Raw genomic sequence first — 16069 nt, forward strand, 5'->3', positions numbered from 1 at the left:
AGACAGCGGCTTGGCACAGCAGGCCCGGCGCGGCGAACAGGCGCCTTTGTTATACTCCGCGAATGATAGCGAAAATCAATGGCGACCGGGCACTCGCACTTGCTCGTGACGTCCTCAACATCGAAGCGGACGCCGTGCGTGCGCTTTGCGATCAACTCGACGAAGGCTTCGTCGGGGCGGTCGATTTCATCCTGGGCTGCCGTGGACGCGTGGTCGTTTCCGGCATCGGCAAATCCGGCCATGTGGCGCGCAAGCTCGCTGCCACGCTCGCCAGTACCGGCACTCCCGCATTCTTCGTGCACCCGGCCGAAGCCAGCCACGGCGACCTCGGTATGGTGACCGCCGACGACGTGTTTCTCGCGCTGTCGAACTCCGGCGAAACCGAAGAACTCGTGGCCATCCTGCCGCTCATCAAGCGCCTCGGCGCGAAGCTCATTGCAATGACGGGACGGCCGTCGTCGAGCCTCGCACAACTGGCCGACGTGCATCTGAATTCCGCAGTGTCGAAAGAAGCGTGTCCGATGAATCTCGCGCCCACTGCGAGCACGACGGCAGCGCTCGCACTCGGCGACGCGCTCGCGGTAGCCGTGCTCGATGCGCGCGGATTCGGTCGCGACGACTTCGCGCGCTCGCATCCGGGCGGCGCGCTCGGCCGGCGTCTGCTCACTTATGTACGCGACGTGATGCGCACCGGCGAACAGGTACCCAAGGTGGCGCCCGACGCTTCCGTGCGCGACGCCCTGTTTCAGTTGACCGCCAAGCGCATGGGCATGACCGCGATCGTCGACCGCGAAGAACGCGTGAGCGGCATCTTCACCGACGGCGATTTGCGCCGCGTGCTCGAGCGTGACGGCGACTTCCGCAACCTGCCGATCGAGTCGGTCATGACCGCGGGCCCGCGCACCATCGGCCCCGATCAACTCGCGGTGGAAGCCGTGGAACTCATGGAGCGTCACCGTATCAATCAGATGCTGGTCGTCGACGAGGCAGGCAAGCTCATCGGCGCGCTCAATATGCACGACCTGTTCTCGAAAAAGGTGATCTGATGGCCATCGCTCCGCCCACCGCAACTGAACGCGCCAGCCGCGTGAAGCTGATGATTTTCGACGTCGACGGCGTGCTGACCGACGGCGGTCTGCTGTTCACGGAGCAGGGCGACACGATGAAAGCCTTCAACTCGATGGACGGTCACGGCATGAAGTTGCTGCGCGAAGCCGGCATCGCAACGGCCGTCATCACCGGGCGTCAGTCGGGCATCGTCGCGGCGCGCGTGAAAGACCTGAACGTCGCGCACGTTTATCAAGGCGTGCAGGACAAGCCGAAGGCGTTCGCCGACCTGCTCGCGAAGACCGGGTTGCGTGCGGAAGATTGCGGCTACATGGGCGACGACTGGGTCGACCTCGGCGTGATGCTGCAAGTCGGCTTCGCGGCGGCGCCCGCCAACTCGCATCCCGAAGTCATCGCGCGCGCCCACTGGGTCAGCGAAGCGCGCGGCGGCCACGGCGCGGCGCGCGAAGTGGTCGACACGCTGCTGCGCGCGCAGCACAAATACGAAGCGTTGCTCGCGGCCGCCTGCAGCGGCGAACAGCGAGGCCTCGTGGGATGAACCCGTCGCGCCTGACTTCGCTGATCCCGCTCATCGCGATGGCGTTGCTCGCCGGTATCACCTGGTGGCTGTTGCAAGCCACGCTGCCGCGCCAGAACGAAAACGTGGTGCGCCCGAAAGAGCACACGCCCGACTACTTCGCCGATAACTTCTCGGTGTCCGAACTCGACCAGTCGGGCTCGACGCAATACCGCCTGACCGCCCAGTCGCTGATCCATTACGAAGACGACGAACTGAGCGACCTCGTCAAGCCGGCCATGCGCGCGTTCCAGCCGGGCAAGCCGATCGTCACCGCGACCGGCGACACGGGCAAGGTGAACGGCGACGCGTCGATCGTCGATCTGTACGACAACGCTCGCATCCTGCGCGCCGCCGGCAATGGCGATCCGCAGATGCAGGCGGATTCGCAGCATTTTAAGGTGCTGGTCAACGACGATGTGATCGAGACCGAAAAGCCGGTTAAACTGCAGCGCGGCATGTCGGTGATGACTGCCAGCGGCATGAACTACAACAACGTCACCCGGGTGATGCAACTGTTCGGCAATGTGAGAGGCGCGATCGCCGCGTCCGATGCCGGCGGCAGCTCGCCCAAGCAACCCGGGTAATCCATTCCAGGCGTGACTGCATGAACGAATCGTTCCCCCGTTTTGATACCGGCCGCTCGCGCACTTTGTCCGCGTGCCGCGCCGGACTCGCTGCGCTCATCGTCGCGTTGCCGCTGGCCGGCTTCGCGCCGCTCGCGCACGCCGATCGCGCCGACAAGGACAAGCCGCTGAACATCGAAGCGGACAACATGACTTACGACGACCTCAAGCAGGTCAACATCTTTACCGGCCACGTGGTCGCGACCAAAGGCACGATCGTCATCAAGGCCGATCGTGTCGAGGTGACGCAGGACCCGCAGGGCTACCAGTACGCCACCGGCACGTCGAGCGGCGGCAATCTGTCGTATTTCCGCCAGAAGCGCGAAGGGCTCGACGAATTCATCGAAGGCACGGCCATCCGCATCGACTACGACGGCAAGCAGGACCTGACCACGCTGACCACCAACGCGACCGTCAAGCGACTGCAAGGCCTCTCGACGGTGATGGACCAAGTGCACGGCAGCGTCGTCACGTACGACGGTCAGAACGATTTCTATACCGCGAAGTCGGGCAAGGACGTCGCCGGCCCGGGCAATCCGACCGGCCGCGTGCGCGCGATGCTGGCGCCGCGTAATGGGGGCGCCGCGCCGCTGAACGGCGCGTCGGCCACGCTCGTGCCGTCCACCACGATTCAGGGAGCGCCGAACCAGTGAGCACCTCCGCGTCCCTTCCCAATCGCAAGCCGGCCGGCACCAGCAGTTCGCTGGTCGTGCGCAATCTGAAAAAGCGCTACGGCTCGCGCACGGTCGTCAAAGACGTCTCGCTCGACGTGAAGAGCGGCGAAGTGGTCGGGCTGCTCGGCCCGAACGGCGCCGGCAAGACCACCTCGTTCTATATGATCGTCGGGCTCGTGCCGCTCGACGCCGGCGAGATCGACCTGGACGGCAAGTCCATCAGCCTGCTGCCGATTCACAAACGCGCGTCGCTCGGCCTGTCGTATCTGCCGCAGGAAGCGTCGGTGTTCCGCAAGCTCAGCGTCGAGCAGAACATTCGCGCGGTGCTCGAACTGCAGCACGAAGAGAACGGCAAACGGCTCAGCAAGGACACCATCACGAGCCGCACCGAAGCGCTGCTCGATGAACTGCAGATTGCGCACTTGCGCGAGAATCCGGCGCTGTCGCTGTCGGGCGGCGAGCGTCGCCGGGTCGAAATCGCCCGCGCGCTGGCGACCAACCCGAGCTTCATTCTGCTCGACGAACCGTTCGCCGGCGTCGATCCGATCGCGGTGCTGGAAATTCAGAAAATCGTCAAGTTTTTGAAACAGCGCAATATCGGCGTGCTAATCACGGACCATAACGTTCGCGAGACGCTCGGCATTTGCGATCACGCGTACATCATCAGCGACGGCAGCGTGCTGGCCGCAGGCGCGCCGAGCGAGATCATCGAAAACGAAAGCGTGCGGCGCGTCTATCTGGGCGAGCATTTCCGCATGTAAGCGCGCGGGAATGGCGAACGAAGCATTGCGGGTGCCGCAAGGTATCGCGGTCGTGGCAAACTCTCTACAATGAATCTCAATTTGCCATGAAAGCCAGCCTCCAACTCCGCCTATCGCAGCATCTTGCGTTGACTCCCCAACTGCAGCAGTCCATCCGGCTGCTGCAGTTGTCCACGCTCGAATTGCAGCAGGAAGTCGCGATGGCGATCTCGCAGAATCCGCTTCTCGAGAACGAGGACGACTGGATTGCGAGTCCGCTGCGGGTGGCGGCCGACGGTTCGCTGATCACCCAGGCACCCAACTCTTCCCCGCCGTCCGACCAGATGGGCGGCAGCACGTCTTCATCGTCCAGCAGCAGCGAGCGCACCGAGAACGGCGAGCCGCAGGGCGTCGATGAATACAACGGTTTGGCAGGCGACGGCAACAGCGACTCGTCGCAATGGAATCTCGAAGACTACGGCCGCTCCGGCAACGCGTCCGACGACGACGATCTGCCGCCGTTGCAAATCCACGAATCGAGCACCTCGCTACGCGACCATCTGATGGCGCAGTTGCGCACGACGAAGGCCAGCCAACGCGACCGCGCGCTCATCACCTTTCTGATCGAATCGCTCGACGACGACGGTTATCTCGCGGCAACGCTCGACGAAGTGATTGGCGATCTGCCGGAAGAACTCGAAGTCGATCTCGACGAAATGAATGCGGCGCTGGCTTTGCTGCATAGCTTCGACCCGGCCGGCGTCGGCGCGCGCTCGGCCTCCGAATGTCTGAAGCTGCAATTGCTGCGGCTCGACGTCTCGCCCACTCGCACGCTGGCGCTCGACATCGTCGCGCATCATCTGGAACTGCTTGCCGCGCGCGATTTCACGCGACTGCGTAAGCATCTGAAAGCTAACGACGACGATCTGCGCGATGCGCATGTGCTGATCCGTTCGCTCGAACCGTTTCCCGGTGCGGCCTACGGCAAAGCCGAAGCGGACTACGTGGTGCCGGACATCATGGTGCGCAAGACGGCCCAGGGCTGGCAGGCCGAACTCAATCCGGACGTGGTGCCGAAGCTGCGCATCAACAACCTCTACGCGAACATTCTGCGCAATAACCGCGGGGATCCGGGCAGCGGATCGTTGCGTCAGCAACTGCAGGAAGCGCGCTGGCTGATCAAGAATATTCAGCAACGTTTCGAAACTATCCTGCGGGTCGCGCAGGCTATTGTCGAGCGTCAAAAGAGCTTTTTCGTGCACGGCGAAATTGCCATGCGCCCCTTGGTTTTGCGGGAAATTGCTGATACGCTGGGTCTACACGAGTCGACTGTCTCGCGTGTGACAACCGGCAAATATATGTTGACGCCCTTCGGGACGTTGGAGTTCAAGTACTTTTTCGGCTCACACGTTTCAACCGACACGGGCGGCGCGGCCTCTTCAACGGCCATTCGCGCGCTCATCAAGCAACTGATAGGAGCGGAAAACCCGAAATCGCCTCTCTCAGACAGCCGCATAGCCGAACTGCTGGCGGAACAGGGCTTCGTGGTCGCACGTCGTACCGTTGCGAAGTATCGCGAAGCACTGAAGATTCCAGCAGTCAACCTGCGCAAGTCTCTGTAGCTCGTCGCCTCCCGCGGCGGGCATTCACCGGCCGCTCCGCACCTTGGCGGAAAGGCCGGCCGATGCGACCTGCCAGACGTCAGTCGAAGGGAAGCCCCCGCGGGGAAACGTCCCAGGCAAGCCGACAGATCGACCGGGCTTTCGTCATTGTGTGGACCAGGCGGCCATTAGCTTGGAGAAGCACTATGAATCTGCAGATCAGTGGACACCACCTCGAAGTAACGCCTGCGTTGCGCGAATACGTGATCACCAAACTGGATAGGGTGCTAAGACATTTCGATCAGGTCATCGACGGCAGTGTGGTCCTCTCGGTCGACAACCATAAGGAAAAGGACAAGCGACAAAAGGTGGAAATCAACCTCCATCTGAAGGGCAAAGACCTGTTCGTCGAGAGTTGCGACAGCGACATGTACGCTGCAATCGATCTGATGATCGACAAGCTCGACCGGCAAGTCATCCGCCACAAGGATCGCCTGCAAGGCCATCAGCACGACGCGATCAAGTATCAACCGGCGCCGCAACTCGACGTGCCGCCGCAATAGGAAAACAAGAAGCCGCTTCTGATTTTTCCTACCCAGCAAAACCGCCCTCCATCGGGCGGTTTTTTGTTTTCCGGGCGTCTTTCCGGCGCGACGACCGGCACTCGAACGCATGTTTTGAAAAACCCATATCGCATCGATGGCGCGCCGCACCATCCGTAGCTACCCTGTTCTATAATGTTCCGGTTACCATCGGGGTCAAGTTAGTTCTCACGGTCGCCGTGGGCATCATACGAATGGAACGCCACTCAAACGCCCCAGCGAGGAGAATCCAGGCCACGTTTTCGCCTGTCAACATGAATCGTTTAGCCAAATTTCTTCCCCTCGAGAACGTCGTCATCGGACTATCGGTCACCAGCAAGAAGCGTGTATTCGAGCAAGCGGGCCTGATCTTCGAGAACCAGAACGGCATCGGTCGCAGCACGGTCACTGACAATCTGTTTGCGCGCGAGCGCCTCGGATCGACGGGGCTCGGCGAAGGCGTCGCGATTCCGCATGGCCGGATCAAAGGCCTGAAGCATCCGCTTGCCGCGTTCGTCCGTCTGGCCGATCCCATTCCCTTCGAATCGCCCGACGGTCAGCCGGTCTCCTTGCTGATCTTCCTGCTCGTGCCTGAACAGGCCACCCAGCAGCATCTGGAAATACTTTCGGAAATTGCCCAGCTGTTGTCGGATCGCGAAGCCCGCGAGCGGCTACACACGGAAGCAGACCCCGAAGCATTGCATCGCCTGCTCACTCAGTGGCAACCTTGATGCATCGGCGGTTATCCGCACGCCGGTTACCCGCCAGCAAGCGGGTATCGTCCAGCACGGCGGGCGGCCCGCGTTAGCGCGGCCGCCTCTTTGCCAGACACGCGGTCCACACTGGAGTCACTGACTCATGGATACGTCCAGCATCAACGCCCAGAGCATTTTCGACGACAACGCCGCCACGCTGAAACTAAGCTGGCTGACGGGGCATGAAGGCTGGGAGCGCGGCTTTTCTGCGGAGTCGGTCGCAAACGCCACGTCGAGCGCCGACCTCGTCGGCCACTTGAACCTGATTCACCCGAACCGCATCCAGGTTCTCGGCGACGCCGAAACCGAATACTACAAACGCCAGACCGACGAGGACCGCTCGCGCCACATGGCCGAGCTGATCGCGTTGGAGCCGCCGTTCCTGGTGGTCGCAGGCGGCGTCGCGGCGCCTCCCGAACTGGTTTTGCGCTGCACCCGTTCGTCCACGCCGTTGTTCACCACGCCGATGTCGCCGGCCGCGGTCATCGACAGCCTGCGCCTTTACATGTCGCGCATCCTCGCACCGCGCGCCACGCTGCATGGCGTGTTCCTCGATATTCTCGGCATGGGCGTGTTGCTCACCGGCGATTCGGGGCTCGGCAAGAGCGAACTCGGCCTGGAGCTGATTAGCCGTGGCCATGGTCTCGTGGCCGACGACGCGGTCGACTTCGTGCGCCTCGGCCCGGATTTCGTCGAAGGCCGTTGCCCGCCGCTCCTGCAAAACCTGCTCGAAGTACGCGGCCTCGGCTTGCTCGATATCAAAACGATTTTCGGCGAAACCGCCGTCCGTCGGAAGATGAAACTCAAGCTGATCGTGCAACTGGTGCGCCGTCCCGATGGCGAATTCCAGCGTCTGCCGCTCGAAAGTCAAACCGTCGACGTGCTCGGCCTGCCCATCAGCAAGGTCACGATCCAGGTCGCGGCCGGCCGCAACCTCGCGGTGCTGGTCGAAGCGGCCGTGCGCAACACGATCCTGCAACTGCGCGGAATCGACACGTTGCGCGACTTCATGGATCGTCAGCGCCTCGCCATGCAGGACCCCGACAGCCAGTTTCCCGGCAAGCTGATCTGATGCGAATAATCCTGATCACCGGCATCTCCGGCTCCGGTAAATCCGTCGCACTGAACGCGCTGGAAGACGCGGGCTATTACTGCGTCGACAATTTGCCGCCGCGCTTTTTGCCGCAACTCGCCACCTACCTCGCCGACGATGGCCAGGAGCGTCTCGCGGTCGCAATCGACGCCCGCTCGAGCGCTTCGCTCGACGAAATGCCGGCCATGATTCGCGACCTCTCCCGCGCACACGACGTGCGGGTCCTGTTCCTGAACGCCAGCACGCAGTCGCTGATCCAGCGCTTCTCCGAAACGCGCCGCCGCCATCCGCTATCGGGCTCGACCGCGCACGACGCGGACGTCGGCCTGCTCACGTCGCTCGCCGAGGCGATCGAACGCGAGCGCGAACTGGTCGCGGGTCTCGCCGAATTCGGCCATCAGATCGATACCAGCGACCTGCGCGCCAACGTCTTGCGCGCCTGGGTCAAACGTTTCATCGAGCACAAGGACTCCGGCCTCGTGCTGATGTTCGAGTCGTTCGGGTTCAAGCGCGGCGTGCCGCTCGACGCCGATTTCGTCTTCGATGTACGCACGTTGCCCAACCCGTACTACGATCATGAATTGCGGCCGCTGACCGGTCTGGACAAACCCGTCATCGATTTTCTCGACGCGTTGCCGGTGGTTCATGAAATGATCGACGACATCGAGAAGTTTCTGGCCAAGTGGCTGCCGCATTTCCGCGACGACAATCGGAGTTATCTGACGGTCGCAATCGGTTGCACGGGCGGTCAGCACCGGTCGGTGTTCATTGCCGAGACGCTGGCCGTGCGCCTCGCGTCGTCGTCGAACGTGATCGTGCGGCATCGCGATGCCCCCGTCGATGTCGGTCTGTCGTCGAAGTTAGTGGCTTAACCGGCCGCATTGCGCGGCCTCAACCCGAGCGTTGCGCCATGTCTTCTACCTCGCCTGTGCTTGCCGATGTGCCGCTGTTCCCCTTGCACACCGTGCTGTTTCCCGACGGCCTGTTGCCGCTCAAGATCTTCGAAGCGCGTTATCTGGATATGGCGCGCGCGTGTCTGCGCGAGAACGCGCCGTTCGGCGTCTGCATGCTGAAAAGCGGTGCGGAAGTGGCGCGTGAAGACGAGCCTTCGGTGCCCGAAACAATCGGCTGCCTCGCCCAGATCGAGGAATGCGACGTGGAAACCGTCGGCATGCTGCTGATTCGCGCGCGCGGCACGCGACGCTTCCGGCTGCTGTCGCATCGCGTGGAAAGCGACGGCCTGCTGGTGGGAATGGCCGAAGCGCTCGGCGACGATCAGCCGCTCGAAGGCGACCAGCAACTGGCGAAGTTCGGCGCGTGTTCGGAAGTGCTCGAACGCATCATCGCCACGATCCGCGAACGGGACGCGGACGGCCTGCCGTTCGCCGAGCCGTTCCGGCTGGACGATCCGTCGTGGGTGTCGAACCGGCTCGCCGAAGTCTTGCCGATCGCGCTGCGCGCCCGTCAAAAACTGATGGAGTTGCAGGATGCCGGCGCACGGATCGACGCGGTTCATCACTACATGCAGCAGCATCAGTTGTTATAAGCGCCGGCGTTGAAACTAGGAAGTTAACGCTCAGATCAGCGAGCCCTGCAAACCATCCAGCAGTTTGCGCACCGGCGCCGGCACACCGAACGAATCGAGCTCGCTCAACGCGACCCATGCGGTATCCGCGTCGCCCAATGCGGCGAGCGTTCCCACTTTGGGATCCAGTTCTGCAAGACGCGGCTCGATATCCAGTTTGAAATGAGTGAACACATGTGTGAGCGGCGCGAGCGGCGATAGCGACTCGCGCGCGCCCTCTCCGCCGAACACCAATGCGCGGTCGGCCAAAGCCGCTTCGTCGGCGGCTTCGGGCAGGCTCCACAGACCGCCCCAGATGCCCGACGGCGGACGCTTTTCCAGCATCACCGCATTGCCGTCGCGCAGCACCAGCATCCACGTGCGCCGCGTCGGGACGGTTTTCTTCGGCCGCGACGTCGGCAACTCGCGCTGACGCCCCGTCACGTTGGCCACGCAGTCCGGCGCGAACGGGCAGCGCAGGCAGTCCGGCTTGCCGCGCACGCAAAGCGTGGCGCCGAGGTCCATCAGTCCCTGCGTGTAGGCGCCGACGTCTTCATCCGACGCGTTCGACGGCAGCAGCGATTCCGCCAGCGTCCACATCGCGTTCTCGACTTTCTTCTCGCCCGGAAAACCCACCACGCCGAAGACGCGCGCCAGCACCCGCTTCACGTTGCCGTCGAGAATCGTCGCGCGCGCGCCGAACGCGAACGACGCGATTGCCGCTGCTGTCGAGCGGCCGATGCCCGGCAACTCGGCCAGCGCCTCCACCGACGCAGGAAACGCACCGCCGTGCTGTTCGAGCACGGCCTGCGCGCAGCGGTGCAGATTACGAGCCCGCGTGTAGTAGCCGAGGCCGGCCCACAACGCCATCACGTCGTCGACCGGCGCGATGGCGAGCGCCGCCACGGTCGGAAAGCGCGCGAGGAATTTCGCGTAGTACGGAATCACCGTCGACACCTGGGTCTGCTGCAGCATGATTTCCGACAGCCAGATGCGATACGGGTCGCGTGTGTTCTGCCACGGCAGGTCGTGCCGGCCATGCTGGCGTTGCCAGACAATCAGGCGCCCGGCGAAGTCGGGCATGGCCGGGAAAGCCTGCTTGTCAGGCGCAGTAGACGGAGTGAGACGGGAAGGCATCGGCAATCAACGCTGGCAGGTGGGACAGAAATACGTGGAGCGCTGCCCTTGCACGATCTGTTTGATCGGCGTGGCGCAGACGCGGCAGGGCAACCCGGCGCGATCATAGACGAAATAATCGAGCTGGAAGTAACCGCTCTCGCCGTTGCTGCCGACGAAATCCCGCAACGTGCTGCCGCCCTTCTCGATCGCAGCGGCCAGCGTCACGCGCACCGCGTCGGCCAGCAACTCATAACGTACGAGCGACACGCGGCCGGCCGCGGTCGTCGGCCGGATGCCCGCGCGAAACAGGCTTTCCGATGCATAGATATTGCCGACGCCGACCACGATTTCGCCGGCCAGCAGTGCCTGCTTCACCGACACTTTCCGCCCGCGCGTGAGACGATGCATCAGCAAACCGGTGAACGCCGGTGAAAACGGTTCGACGCCGAGATTCGCGAGCAGCGGGTGGCCGAGCACGTCGCCGGCTTCACGCGGATGCCAGAGCACCGCGCCAAACCGCCGTGGATCGCGATAACGCAGAATGAATTCGTCGAAGACCCAGTCGATGTGGTCGTGTTTCGCCGCGGCCGGCGGATGCGGCACATGGCGCAGCACCCGCAACGTGCCGCTCATGCCGAGATGCACGATGAACCAGCCCGCGTCGATTTCGAATAGCAGATACTTGCCGCGCCGCCCGACACGACGCACGACGTGTCCGCGCAAGGTGTTGGCAAGGTCGGCTGGAATCGGCCAGCGTAAGGCCGGCGCGCGTACGTCGACACGTTCGACCTTGCGCCCGGACACGTAGGGTTCGATTCCCCGTCGGGTAACCTCAACTTCTGGCAACTCTGGCATGTCTAACTGGTCTGCAACTTGCGTGAGTGGTTGTGCGCGTATTGTAGCGAGCGCGTTACAATCGACCGAAACATTGAACGGATTTCCATGAACCTGTCCTTCGTGAAGCTGTTTTCGAAGCGCCCGGCTAGCGCATTCCCGGCATCACATGCGCCGCACGCTGCGTTGGCTGCATCGGCCAATTCTTCGGCCCGTCGCGTGCTCGGTGCAGCGGTACTCGCCGTCTGGGCGCTGGCCGCCGTGCCCGCGCATGCGCAGGACCCCTCGCCGGATTCGGACGATACCTCGGTCACGCTGCCCGATCCTCTCGGGCCCGCATCGGCGGAAGACCAGAAGTCTCTACCCGGCGTGCAGCTATCCAGTCAGATCGTCTTCCAGGTGCTCGCCGCTGAGGTTGCGTTGCAACGCAACCAGCCGGCGCCCGCCTATCAAACCTACCTCGCCCTTGCACGCGATACGCACGACCCGCGTATGGCGCAACGCGCTACCGAAATCGCCCTGGCCGCGCAAAGCCCGACCGACGCGCTAGCCGCCGCGCAATTGTGGCTGCAGTATGCGCCGGAATCGGAACGCGCCGCACAGCTCGACGCCTCGCTGCTGGTGCTGTCGGGCAAGCCCGACGACGCCAAGCCGATCCTCGCTCGCGAACTTACGAAGGTGCCGGCCGGCAATCGCGGCAACGCGCTGCTCGCGTTGCAGTTGCTCATTTCGCGTGGGCCGAATCGCGTCGGTGGCCTGCATGTGCTGCAAGATCTGCTGAAGGACGACATGAACCGTCCGGAAGCGCAACTCGCCATCGCCCGTCAGCAAATCGTCGCCGACGACGCACCCGGCGCGCGCAAGTCGCTCGAACAGGCGCTCACGCTCAAGCCCGACTATCTGCCGGCCGCGCTGATGCTGTCGCAGATGGGTCCCGAAGAGCGCAAGGAAGGCATCGCCTCGCTCGAGAAGTACGTGCAGCAGAATCCGAAGTCGCACGATGCACGTCTTGCGCTGGCGCAGATGTACCTGGCGAGCGATCGCCTGGACGACGCGCAGAAGCAGTTCGAGACCATGCACAAGGACAACGCGAACGACCTCACGCCGCTGATGGCGCTCGCGCTGATCAAGATTCAGCAGAAGAATTATCCCGCGGCACAGACTTATCTGACGCAGTACGCGCAGCAGGCGGAGAAGACGCCGGGCGCCGATCCGGGTCAGGCGTATATCTATCTGGCGCAGCTGTCGCTGGAACAGAAGAACGAAGCCGCCGCGAACGACTGGCTGAACAAGATTCCCCCCACCAGCCAGCAATACATGGCCGCGCAGATCACGCGTGCGCAATTGCTCGCGAAGCAGGGCAGGGTCGACGACGCGCGCAAGCTGCTGGCCAATCTGCAGTCGCCCGATCCGCGTGACGAGGCTTTGCTCGTGCGTACCGACGCGGCCATCCTGTTCGACGCAAAGCGTTACCCGGAAGCGGAAGCGCGCCTGCAACAGGCCACCGCCGCGTTTCCCGGCGACCCGGACCTCGCCTACGACTACGCAATGGCCGCTGAGAAAACCGGCCATTACGACGTGATGGAAGCGCAATTGCGCAAGCTCATCCAGACGCAGCCGGACAATCCGCAGGCCTACAACGCGCTCGGCTACTCGCTTGCCGATCGTAACCAGCGTCTGCCGGAAGCCGACCAGCTCGTCGAGAAGGCGGCGGCGCTCGCACCGAACGACGCGTTCATCATGGACAGCGTCGGCTGGGTCAAATTCCGGTTGGGCGATACGCCGGACGCGATCAAGCTGCTGCGCAAGGCGTACGACCTGCAGCCGAACGCCGAGATCGGCGCGCATCTGGGTGAAGTGTTGTGGAAGAGCGGCGATCAGGATCAGGCGCGTGCCGCGTTCCGCGACGCACGCAAGCTCGAACCGGATAACGACACGCTCGTCAAAACGTTGCAACGTCTTCAGGTAAACGATCTTTAATGCGCTTCCCGAACCTGTATTTCGTTCCCCGGGCGCCGCGTGGCGCGGTGCTCGGCGTCGCGGCCGCGACTGTGCTGGCGCTGGCGGGCTGTGCGTCGGTCAAGCCGCAAGGACCGTCCACGTCGAATGCCGCGACGTCGGTCACCACGCAGACCAGCCGTGCGTATGAAGGCCGGTTCGCGATCCAGTACAACGATCAGAACGGTCAGCAGCGCAATGCTTATGGCAACTTCTCATGGCAGGAGTCGGGCGATACGGTCACGCTGCAATTGCGTAATCCGCTCGGCCAGACGCTGGCTGTCGTGACCTCGTCGCCGGCCTCGGCCACGCTCGAACTGCCGAACCGCCAGCCGCTCACCGCCGACAACGTCTCCACGCTGATGCAGAATGCGCTCGGCTTCGCGTTGCCTGTCGAAGGTTTGCGCTACTGGCTGCAGCCTTCGCCGGCACCGACGTCGCGAGCCAAAACCGAAAAAGACCCGGAGCAACCTTCGCGTCTGAAGCAGATCACGCAGGACGGCTGGACGATCGACTACGTCGCGTATGCCGACGCGCCGGCCAACGGCGTGAAACGCATGAATCTTAGCCGCTCGGATCCCGCGCTCGATATCAAACTCGTGCTGAATCAGTAATGCGCGTTTGCGCAGTGCAGCTTCACCGCGATGCGATGCGCGGCCTTTGCTTTTCGGCGCCGCCGTGGCGCATGTAGCCAGAATCATGATCGAAACGACCGACTCGCTGCGCGATTGCCTCGCGCCGGCGAAACTCAACCTCTTCCTGCACATCACCGGCCGCCGCGCCGATGGTTATCACACGCTGCAAACCGTCTTCCAGCTACTCGACTGGGGCGACACGCTGCACTTCACGCGACGCAACGACGGCCTGATCACACGCAGCACGGAGATCGCCGATGTGCCGCCGGAGCACGATCTCACGGTGCGCGCGGCGACATTGCTGAAAACGCATACGGGCTCGCCCGAGGGTGTCGACATCGAAATCGAGAAGCGCTTGCCGATGGGCGCGGGACTCGGCGGTGGCAGCTCCGACGCCGCCACGACGCTGCTGGCTTTGAACCGCTTGTGGGGGCTCGACTTGCCACGCCTGGAACTGCAGGCGCTGGCATTGAAACTCGGTGCCGACGTGCCTTTCTTTGTGTTCGGAAAAAATGCGTTTGCGCAGGGTGTCGGAGAGGCTTTAGACGTTGTACAATTGCCGCCGCGTCATTTCCTGGTAGTGACGCCGAGGGTTCAGGTTCCGACTGCAGCGATTTTCTCCGAAAAAGCGTTGACAAGAGATTCAAAGCCACTCATAATTACGGACTTTCCTGCAGAGCTTAGCTGCAACACTGAATGGCCGGAAAGTTTTGGCCGTAATGACATGCAGCAGGTTGTCGTAGGAAAATACGCGGAAGTAGCGCAAGTGCTGCGATGGTTTGAGAACATCGCGCCGGCGCGGATGTCTGGGTCAGGTGCAAGTGTATTCGCAGCATTTCGTAGTCGGGCGGAAGCAGAAGCGGCGCAAGCCAAACTGCCCGGTGATTGGAATAGTGCAGTAACAGCCAGTCTCGATCAGCATCCACTCTTTGCTTTCGCGTCATAAGTTTTGCGTCGTCGAACGAAACTCCACGTTCGGTGAAGCTCAAAGTTGTGTAGGGGAGTCGCCAAGTTGGTTAAGGCACCGGATTTTGATTCCGGCATTCGAAGGTTCGACTCCTTCCTCCCCTGCCAAAAATTCTCGCAATTCCCTCGCCCCCAGCCTCAAGTAGGTGCACGATGAGCAGCCATGACGGCCTGATGGTTTTTACTGGCAACGCAAATCCTGCGCTTGCACAGGAAGTCGTCAAAATCCTCGGTATTCCCCTCGGCAAAGCAATGGTCAGCCGTTTCTCGGACGGTGAAATCCAGGTCGAGATTCAGGAAAACGTGCGCGGCAAAGACGTCTTCGTCCTGCAGTCCACGTGCGCACCGGCGAACGACAACCTCATGGAACTGATGATCATGGTCGACGCGCTCAAGCGTGCGTCAGCCGGCCGGATCACCGCAGCTATCCCCTACTTTGGCTATGCCCGTCAGGATCGACGCCCGCGTTCGGCGCGCGTCGCCATCTCGGCGAAGATCGTGGCGAACATGCTGGAAATCGCCGGCGTCGAGCGGATCATCACGATGGATCTGCACGCCGACCAGATTCAAGGTTTCTTCGACATCCCCGTCGACAATATCTACGCGACGCCCGTGCTGCTCGGCGACCTGCGCAAGCAGAACTACGAGAATCTGCTGGTCGTTTCGCCGGACGTCGGCGGCGTGGTGCGAGCCCGTGCTCTCGCCAAGCAACTGAATTGCGATCTCGCGATCATCGACAAACGCCGCCCGAAGGCGAACGTTGCCGAAGTGATGAACATCATCGGTGAAGTCGACGGCCGTACCTGCGTGATCATGGACGACATGGTCGATACCGCAGGCACGCTGTGCAAGGCCGCTCAGGTGTTGAAAGAACGCGGTGCGAAGCAGGTTTTCGCTTACGCCACCCACCCGGTTCTGTCGGGTGGTGCAGGCGAGCGGATCGCAGCGTCGGCACTCGACGAACTGGTCGTGACGGACACCATTCCGCTCGGCGAAGAAGCCCGCTCGTGCAAGAAAATCCGTTCGTTGACCAGCGCAGGTCTGCTGGCCGAAACGTTCTCGCGTATCCGCCGCGGCGACTCGGTCATGTCGCTGTTTGCCGAAAGTTAAGACTTTGTAGAAGCGCGGTGCAGGTAGACGCAGTTCGAACTACCCGGCGCCGCGTTTTGCAAGACCGGCACGAGCGAACGAAGGTTCGTGCCGTAGCTCTGGGGCCTCAGCCAACTGGCTTGCAGGCCCCGTTTTTACTGCCTGGTCGC

At 62.6% G+C, this 16069-nt stretch carries 17 protein-coding genes and 1 tRNA gene; 16 read left to right on the forward strand and 2 right to left on the reverse strand.

The genetic code is table 11. The features are described 5' to 3' along the window. The first annotated feature begins 62 nt into the window (after positions 1 to 62). The 11 genes from kdsD to FQ746_RS18300 all read left to right on the forward strand — a co-directional run bounded on the left by kdsD (position 63) and on the right by FQ746_RS18300 (position 9240). Positions 63 to 1046 (forward strand): arabinose 5-phosphate isomerase KdsD, encoded by a 984-nt coding sequence (gene kdsD, locus FQ746_RS18250; protein WP_144110961.1) that lies wholly within the window; start codon positions 63 to 65, stop codon positions 1044 to 1046. Next, positions 1046 to 1606: a KdsC family phosphatase gene (locus FQ746_RS18255; protein ID WP_144110963.1), complete on the forward strand. Its 561-nt coding sequence runs from the start codon at positions 1046 to 1048 to the stop codon at positions 1604 to 1606. The genes kdsD and FQ746_RS18255 overlap by 1 nt, the downstream gene beginning before the upstream one ends. Next, a complete protein-coding gene (gene lptC / locus FQ746_RS18260) occupies positions 1603 to 2211 on the forward strand; it encodes an LPS export ABC transporter periplasmic protein LptC (RefSeq protein WP_144110965.1) in 609 nt (202 codons plus the stop codon). The genes FQ746_RS18255 and lptC overlap by 4 nt, the downstream gene beginning before the upstream one ends. Before the next feature lie 20 nt (positions 2212 to 2231). Then, entirely contained in the window at positions 2232 to 2903 is a 672-nt protein-coding gene (gene lptA / locus FQ746_RS18265; protein ID WP_144110967.1) for a lipopolysaccharide transport periplasmic protein LptA, read from the forward strand. Then, the gene (gene lptB, locus FQ746_RS18270; RefSeq protein ID WP_144110970.1) at positions 2900 to 3685 is read left to right on the forward strand and encodes an LPS export ABC transporter ATP-binding protein; all 786 of its coding nucleotides are present in this window, start codon (positions 2900 to 2902) and stop codon (positions 3683 to 3685) included. Before lptA ends, lptB begins: the two co-directional genes overlap by 4 nt. A gap of 86 nt (positions 3686 to 3771) precedes the next feature. Further along, the gene (locus FQ746_RS18275; RefSeq protein ID WP_144110972.1) at positions 3772 to 5286 is read left to right on the forward strand and encodes an RNA polymerase factor sigma-54; all 1515 of its coding nucleotides are present in this window, start codon (positions 3772 to 3774) and stop codon (positions 5284 to 5286) included. A 185-nt stretch (positions 5287 to 5471) separates the two neighbouring features. Then, a complete protein-coding gene (hpf, locus tag FQ746_RS18280) occupies positions 5472 to 5828 on the forward strand; it encodes a ribosome hibernation-promoting factor, HPF/YfiA family (protein WP_144110974.1) in 357 nt (118 codons plus the stop codon). A 233-nt stretch (positions 5829 to 6061) separates the two neighbouring features. Then, on the forward strand, positions 6062 to 6577 hold the full coding sequence (locus tag FQ746_RS18285) for a PTS sugar transporter subunit IIA (protein ID WP_144110976.1): 516 nt from the start codon (positions 6062 to 6064) through the stop codon (positions 6575 to 6577). Positions 6578 to 6704: 127 nt separating this feature from the next. Further along, positions 6705 to 7673 (forward strand): HPr(Ser) kinase/phosphatase, encoded by a 969-nt coding sequence (hprK, locus tag FQ746_RS18290; protein ID WP_144110978.1) that lies wholly within the window; start codon positions 6705 to 6707, stop codon positions 7671 to 7673. Then, the gene (gene rapZ, locus FQ746_RS18295; RefSeq protein WP_144110980.1) at positions 7673 to 8566 is read left to right on the forward strand and encodes an RNase adapter RapZ; all 894 of its coding nucleotides are present in this window, start codon (positions 7673 to 7675) and stop codon (positions 8564 to 8566) included. The genes hprK and rapZ overlap by 1 nt, the downstream gene beginning before the upstream one ends. 38 nt (positions 8567 to 8604) lie before the next feature. Beyond that, on the forward strand, positions 8605 to 9240 hold the full coding sequence (locus tag FQ746_RS18300) for an LON peptidase substrate-binding domain-containing protein (RefSeq protein WP_144110982.1): 636 nt from the start codon (positions 8605 to 8607) through the stop codon (positions 9238 to 9240). A 30-nt stretch (positions 9241 to 9270) separates the two neighbouring features. Here the strand turns inward: FQ746_RS18300 and mutY are convergent, their stop codons facing one another. Continuing rightward, positions 9271 to 10395 carry an A/G-specific adenine glycosylase gene (gene mutY / locus FQ746_RS18305; protein WP_186310772.1) on the reverse strand — a complete coding sequence of 375 codons (1125 nt, stop codon included), beginning with the start codon at positions 10393 to 10395 and terminating at the stop codon, positions 9271 to 9273. Between the two features lie 6 nt (positions 10396 to 10401). Further along, positions 10402 to 11232, reverse strand: coding sequence for a bifunctional DNA-formamidopyrimidine glycosylase/DNA-(apurinic or apyrimidinic site) lyase (mutM, locus tag FQ746_RS18310; RefSeq protein WP_144110986.1), 831 nt, complete (start codon positions 11230 to 11232; stop codon positions 10402 to 10404). An 87-nt stretch (positions 11233 to 11319) separates the two neighbouring features. Here mutM and FQ746_RS18315 point away from each other — a divergent pair, with 87 nt between their 5' ends. From FQ746_RS18315 to FQ746_RS18335, 5 genes are all read left to right on the forward strand, one after another. Continuing rightward, complete coding sequence (locus tag FQ746_RS18315; RefSeq protein ID WP_144110988.1) at positions 11320 to 13191, forward strand: tetratricopeptide repeat protein; 1872 nt, start codon at positions 11320 to 11322, stop codon at positions 13189 to 13191. Further along, a complete protein-coding gene (gene lolB, locus FQ746_RS18320) occupies positions 13191 to 13823 on the forward strand; it encodes a lipoprotein insertase outer membrane protein LolB (RefSeq protein WP_144110990.1) in 633 nt (210 codons plus the stop codon). Before FQ746_RS18315 ends, lolB begins: the two co-directional genes overlap by 1 nt. 85 nt (positions 13824 to 13908) lie before the next feature. Then, positions 13909 to 14790, forward strand: a complete 882-nt coding sequence (ispE, locus tag FQ746_RS18325; protein WP_144110992.1) for a 4-(cytidine 5'-diphospho)-2-C-methyl-D-erythritol kinase — start codon at positions 13909 to 13911, stop codon at positions 14788 to 14790. Positions 14791 to 14841: 51 nt separating this feature from the next. Then, positions 14842 to 14918, forward strand: a tRNA-Gln gene (locus tag FQ746_RS18330). A 45-nt stretch (positions 14919 to 14963) separates the two neighbouring features. Beyond that, positions 14964 to 15920, forward strand: coding sequence for a ribose-phosphate pyrophosphokinase (locus tag FQ746_RS18335; RefSeq protein ID WP_144110994.1), 957 nt, complete (start codon positions 14964 to 14966; stop codon positions 15918 to 15920). Positions 15921 to 16069: the final 149 nt, after the last annotated feature.

It is taken from the genome of Paraburkholderia sp. BCC1886, assembly GCF_900996245.1.
Classification (GTDB): Bacteria; Pseudomonadota; Gammaproteobacteria; order Burkholderiales; family Burkholderiaceae; genus Paraburkholderia.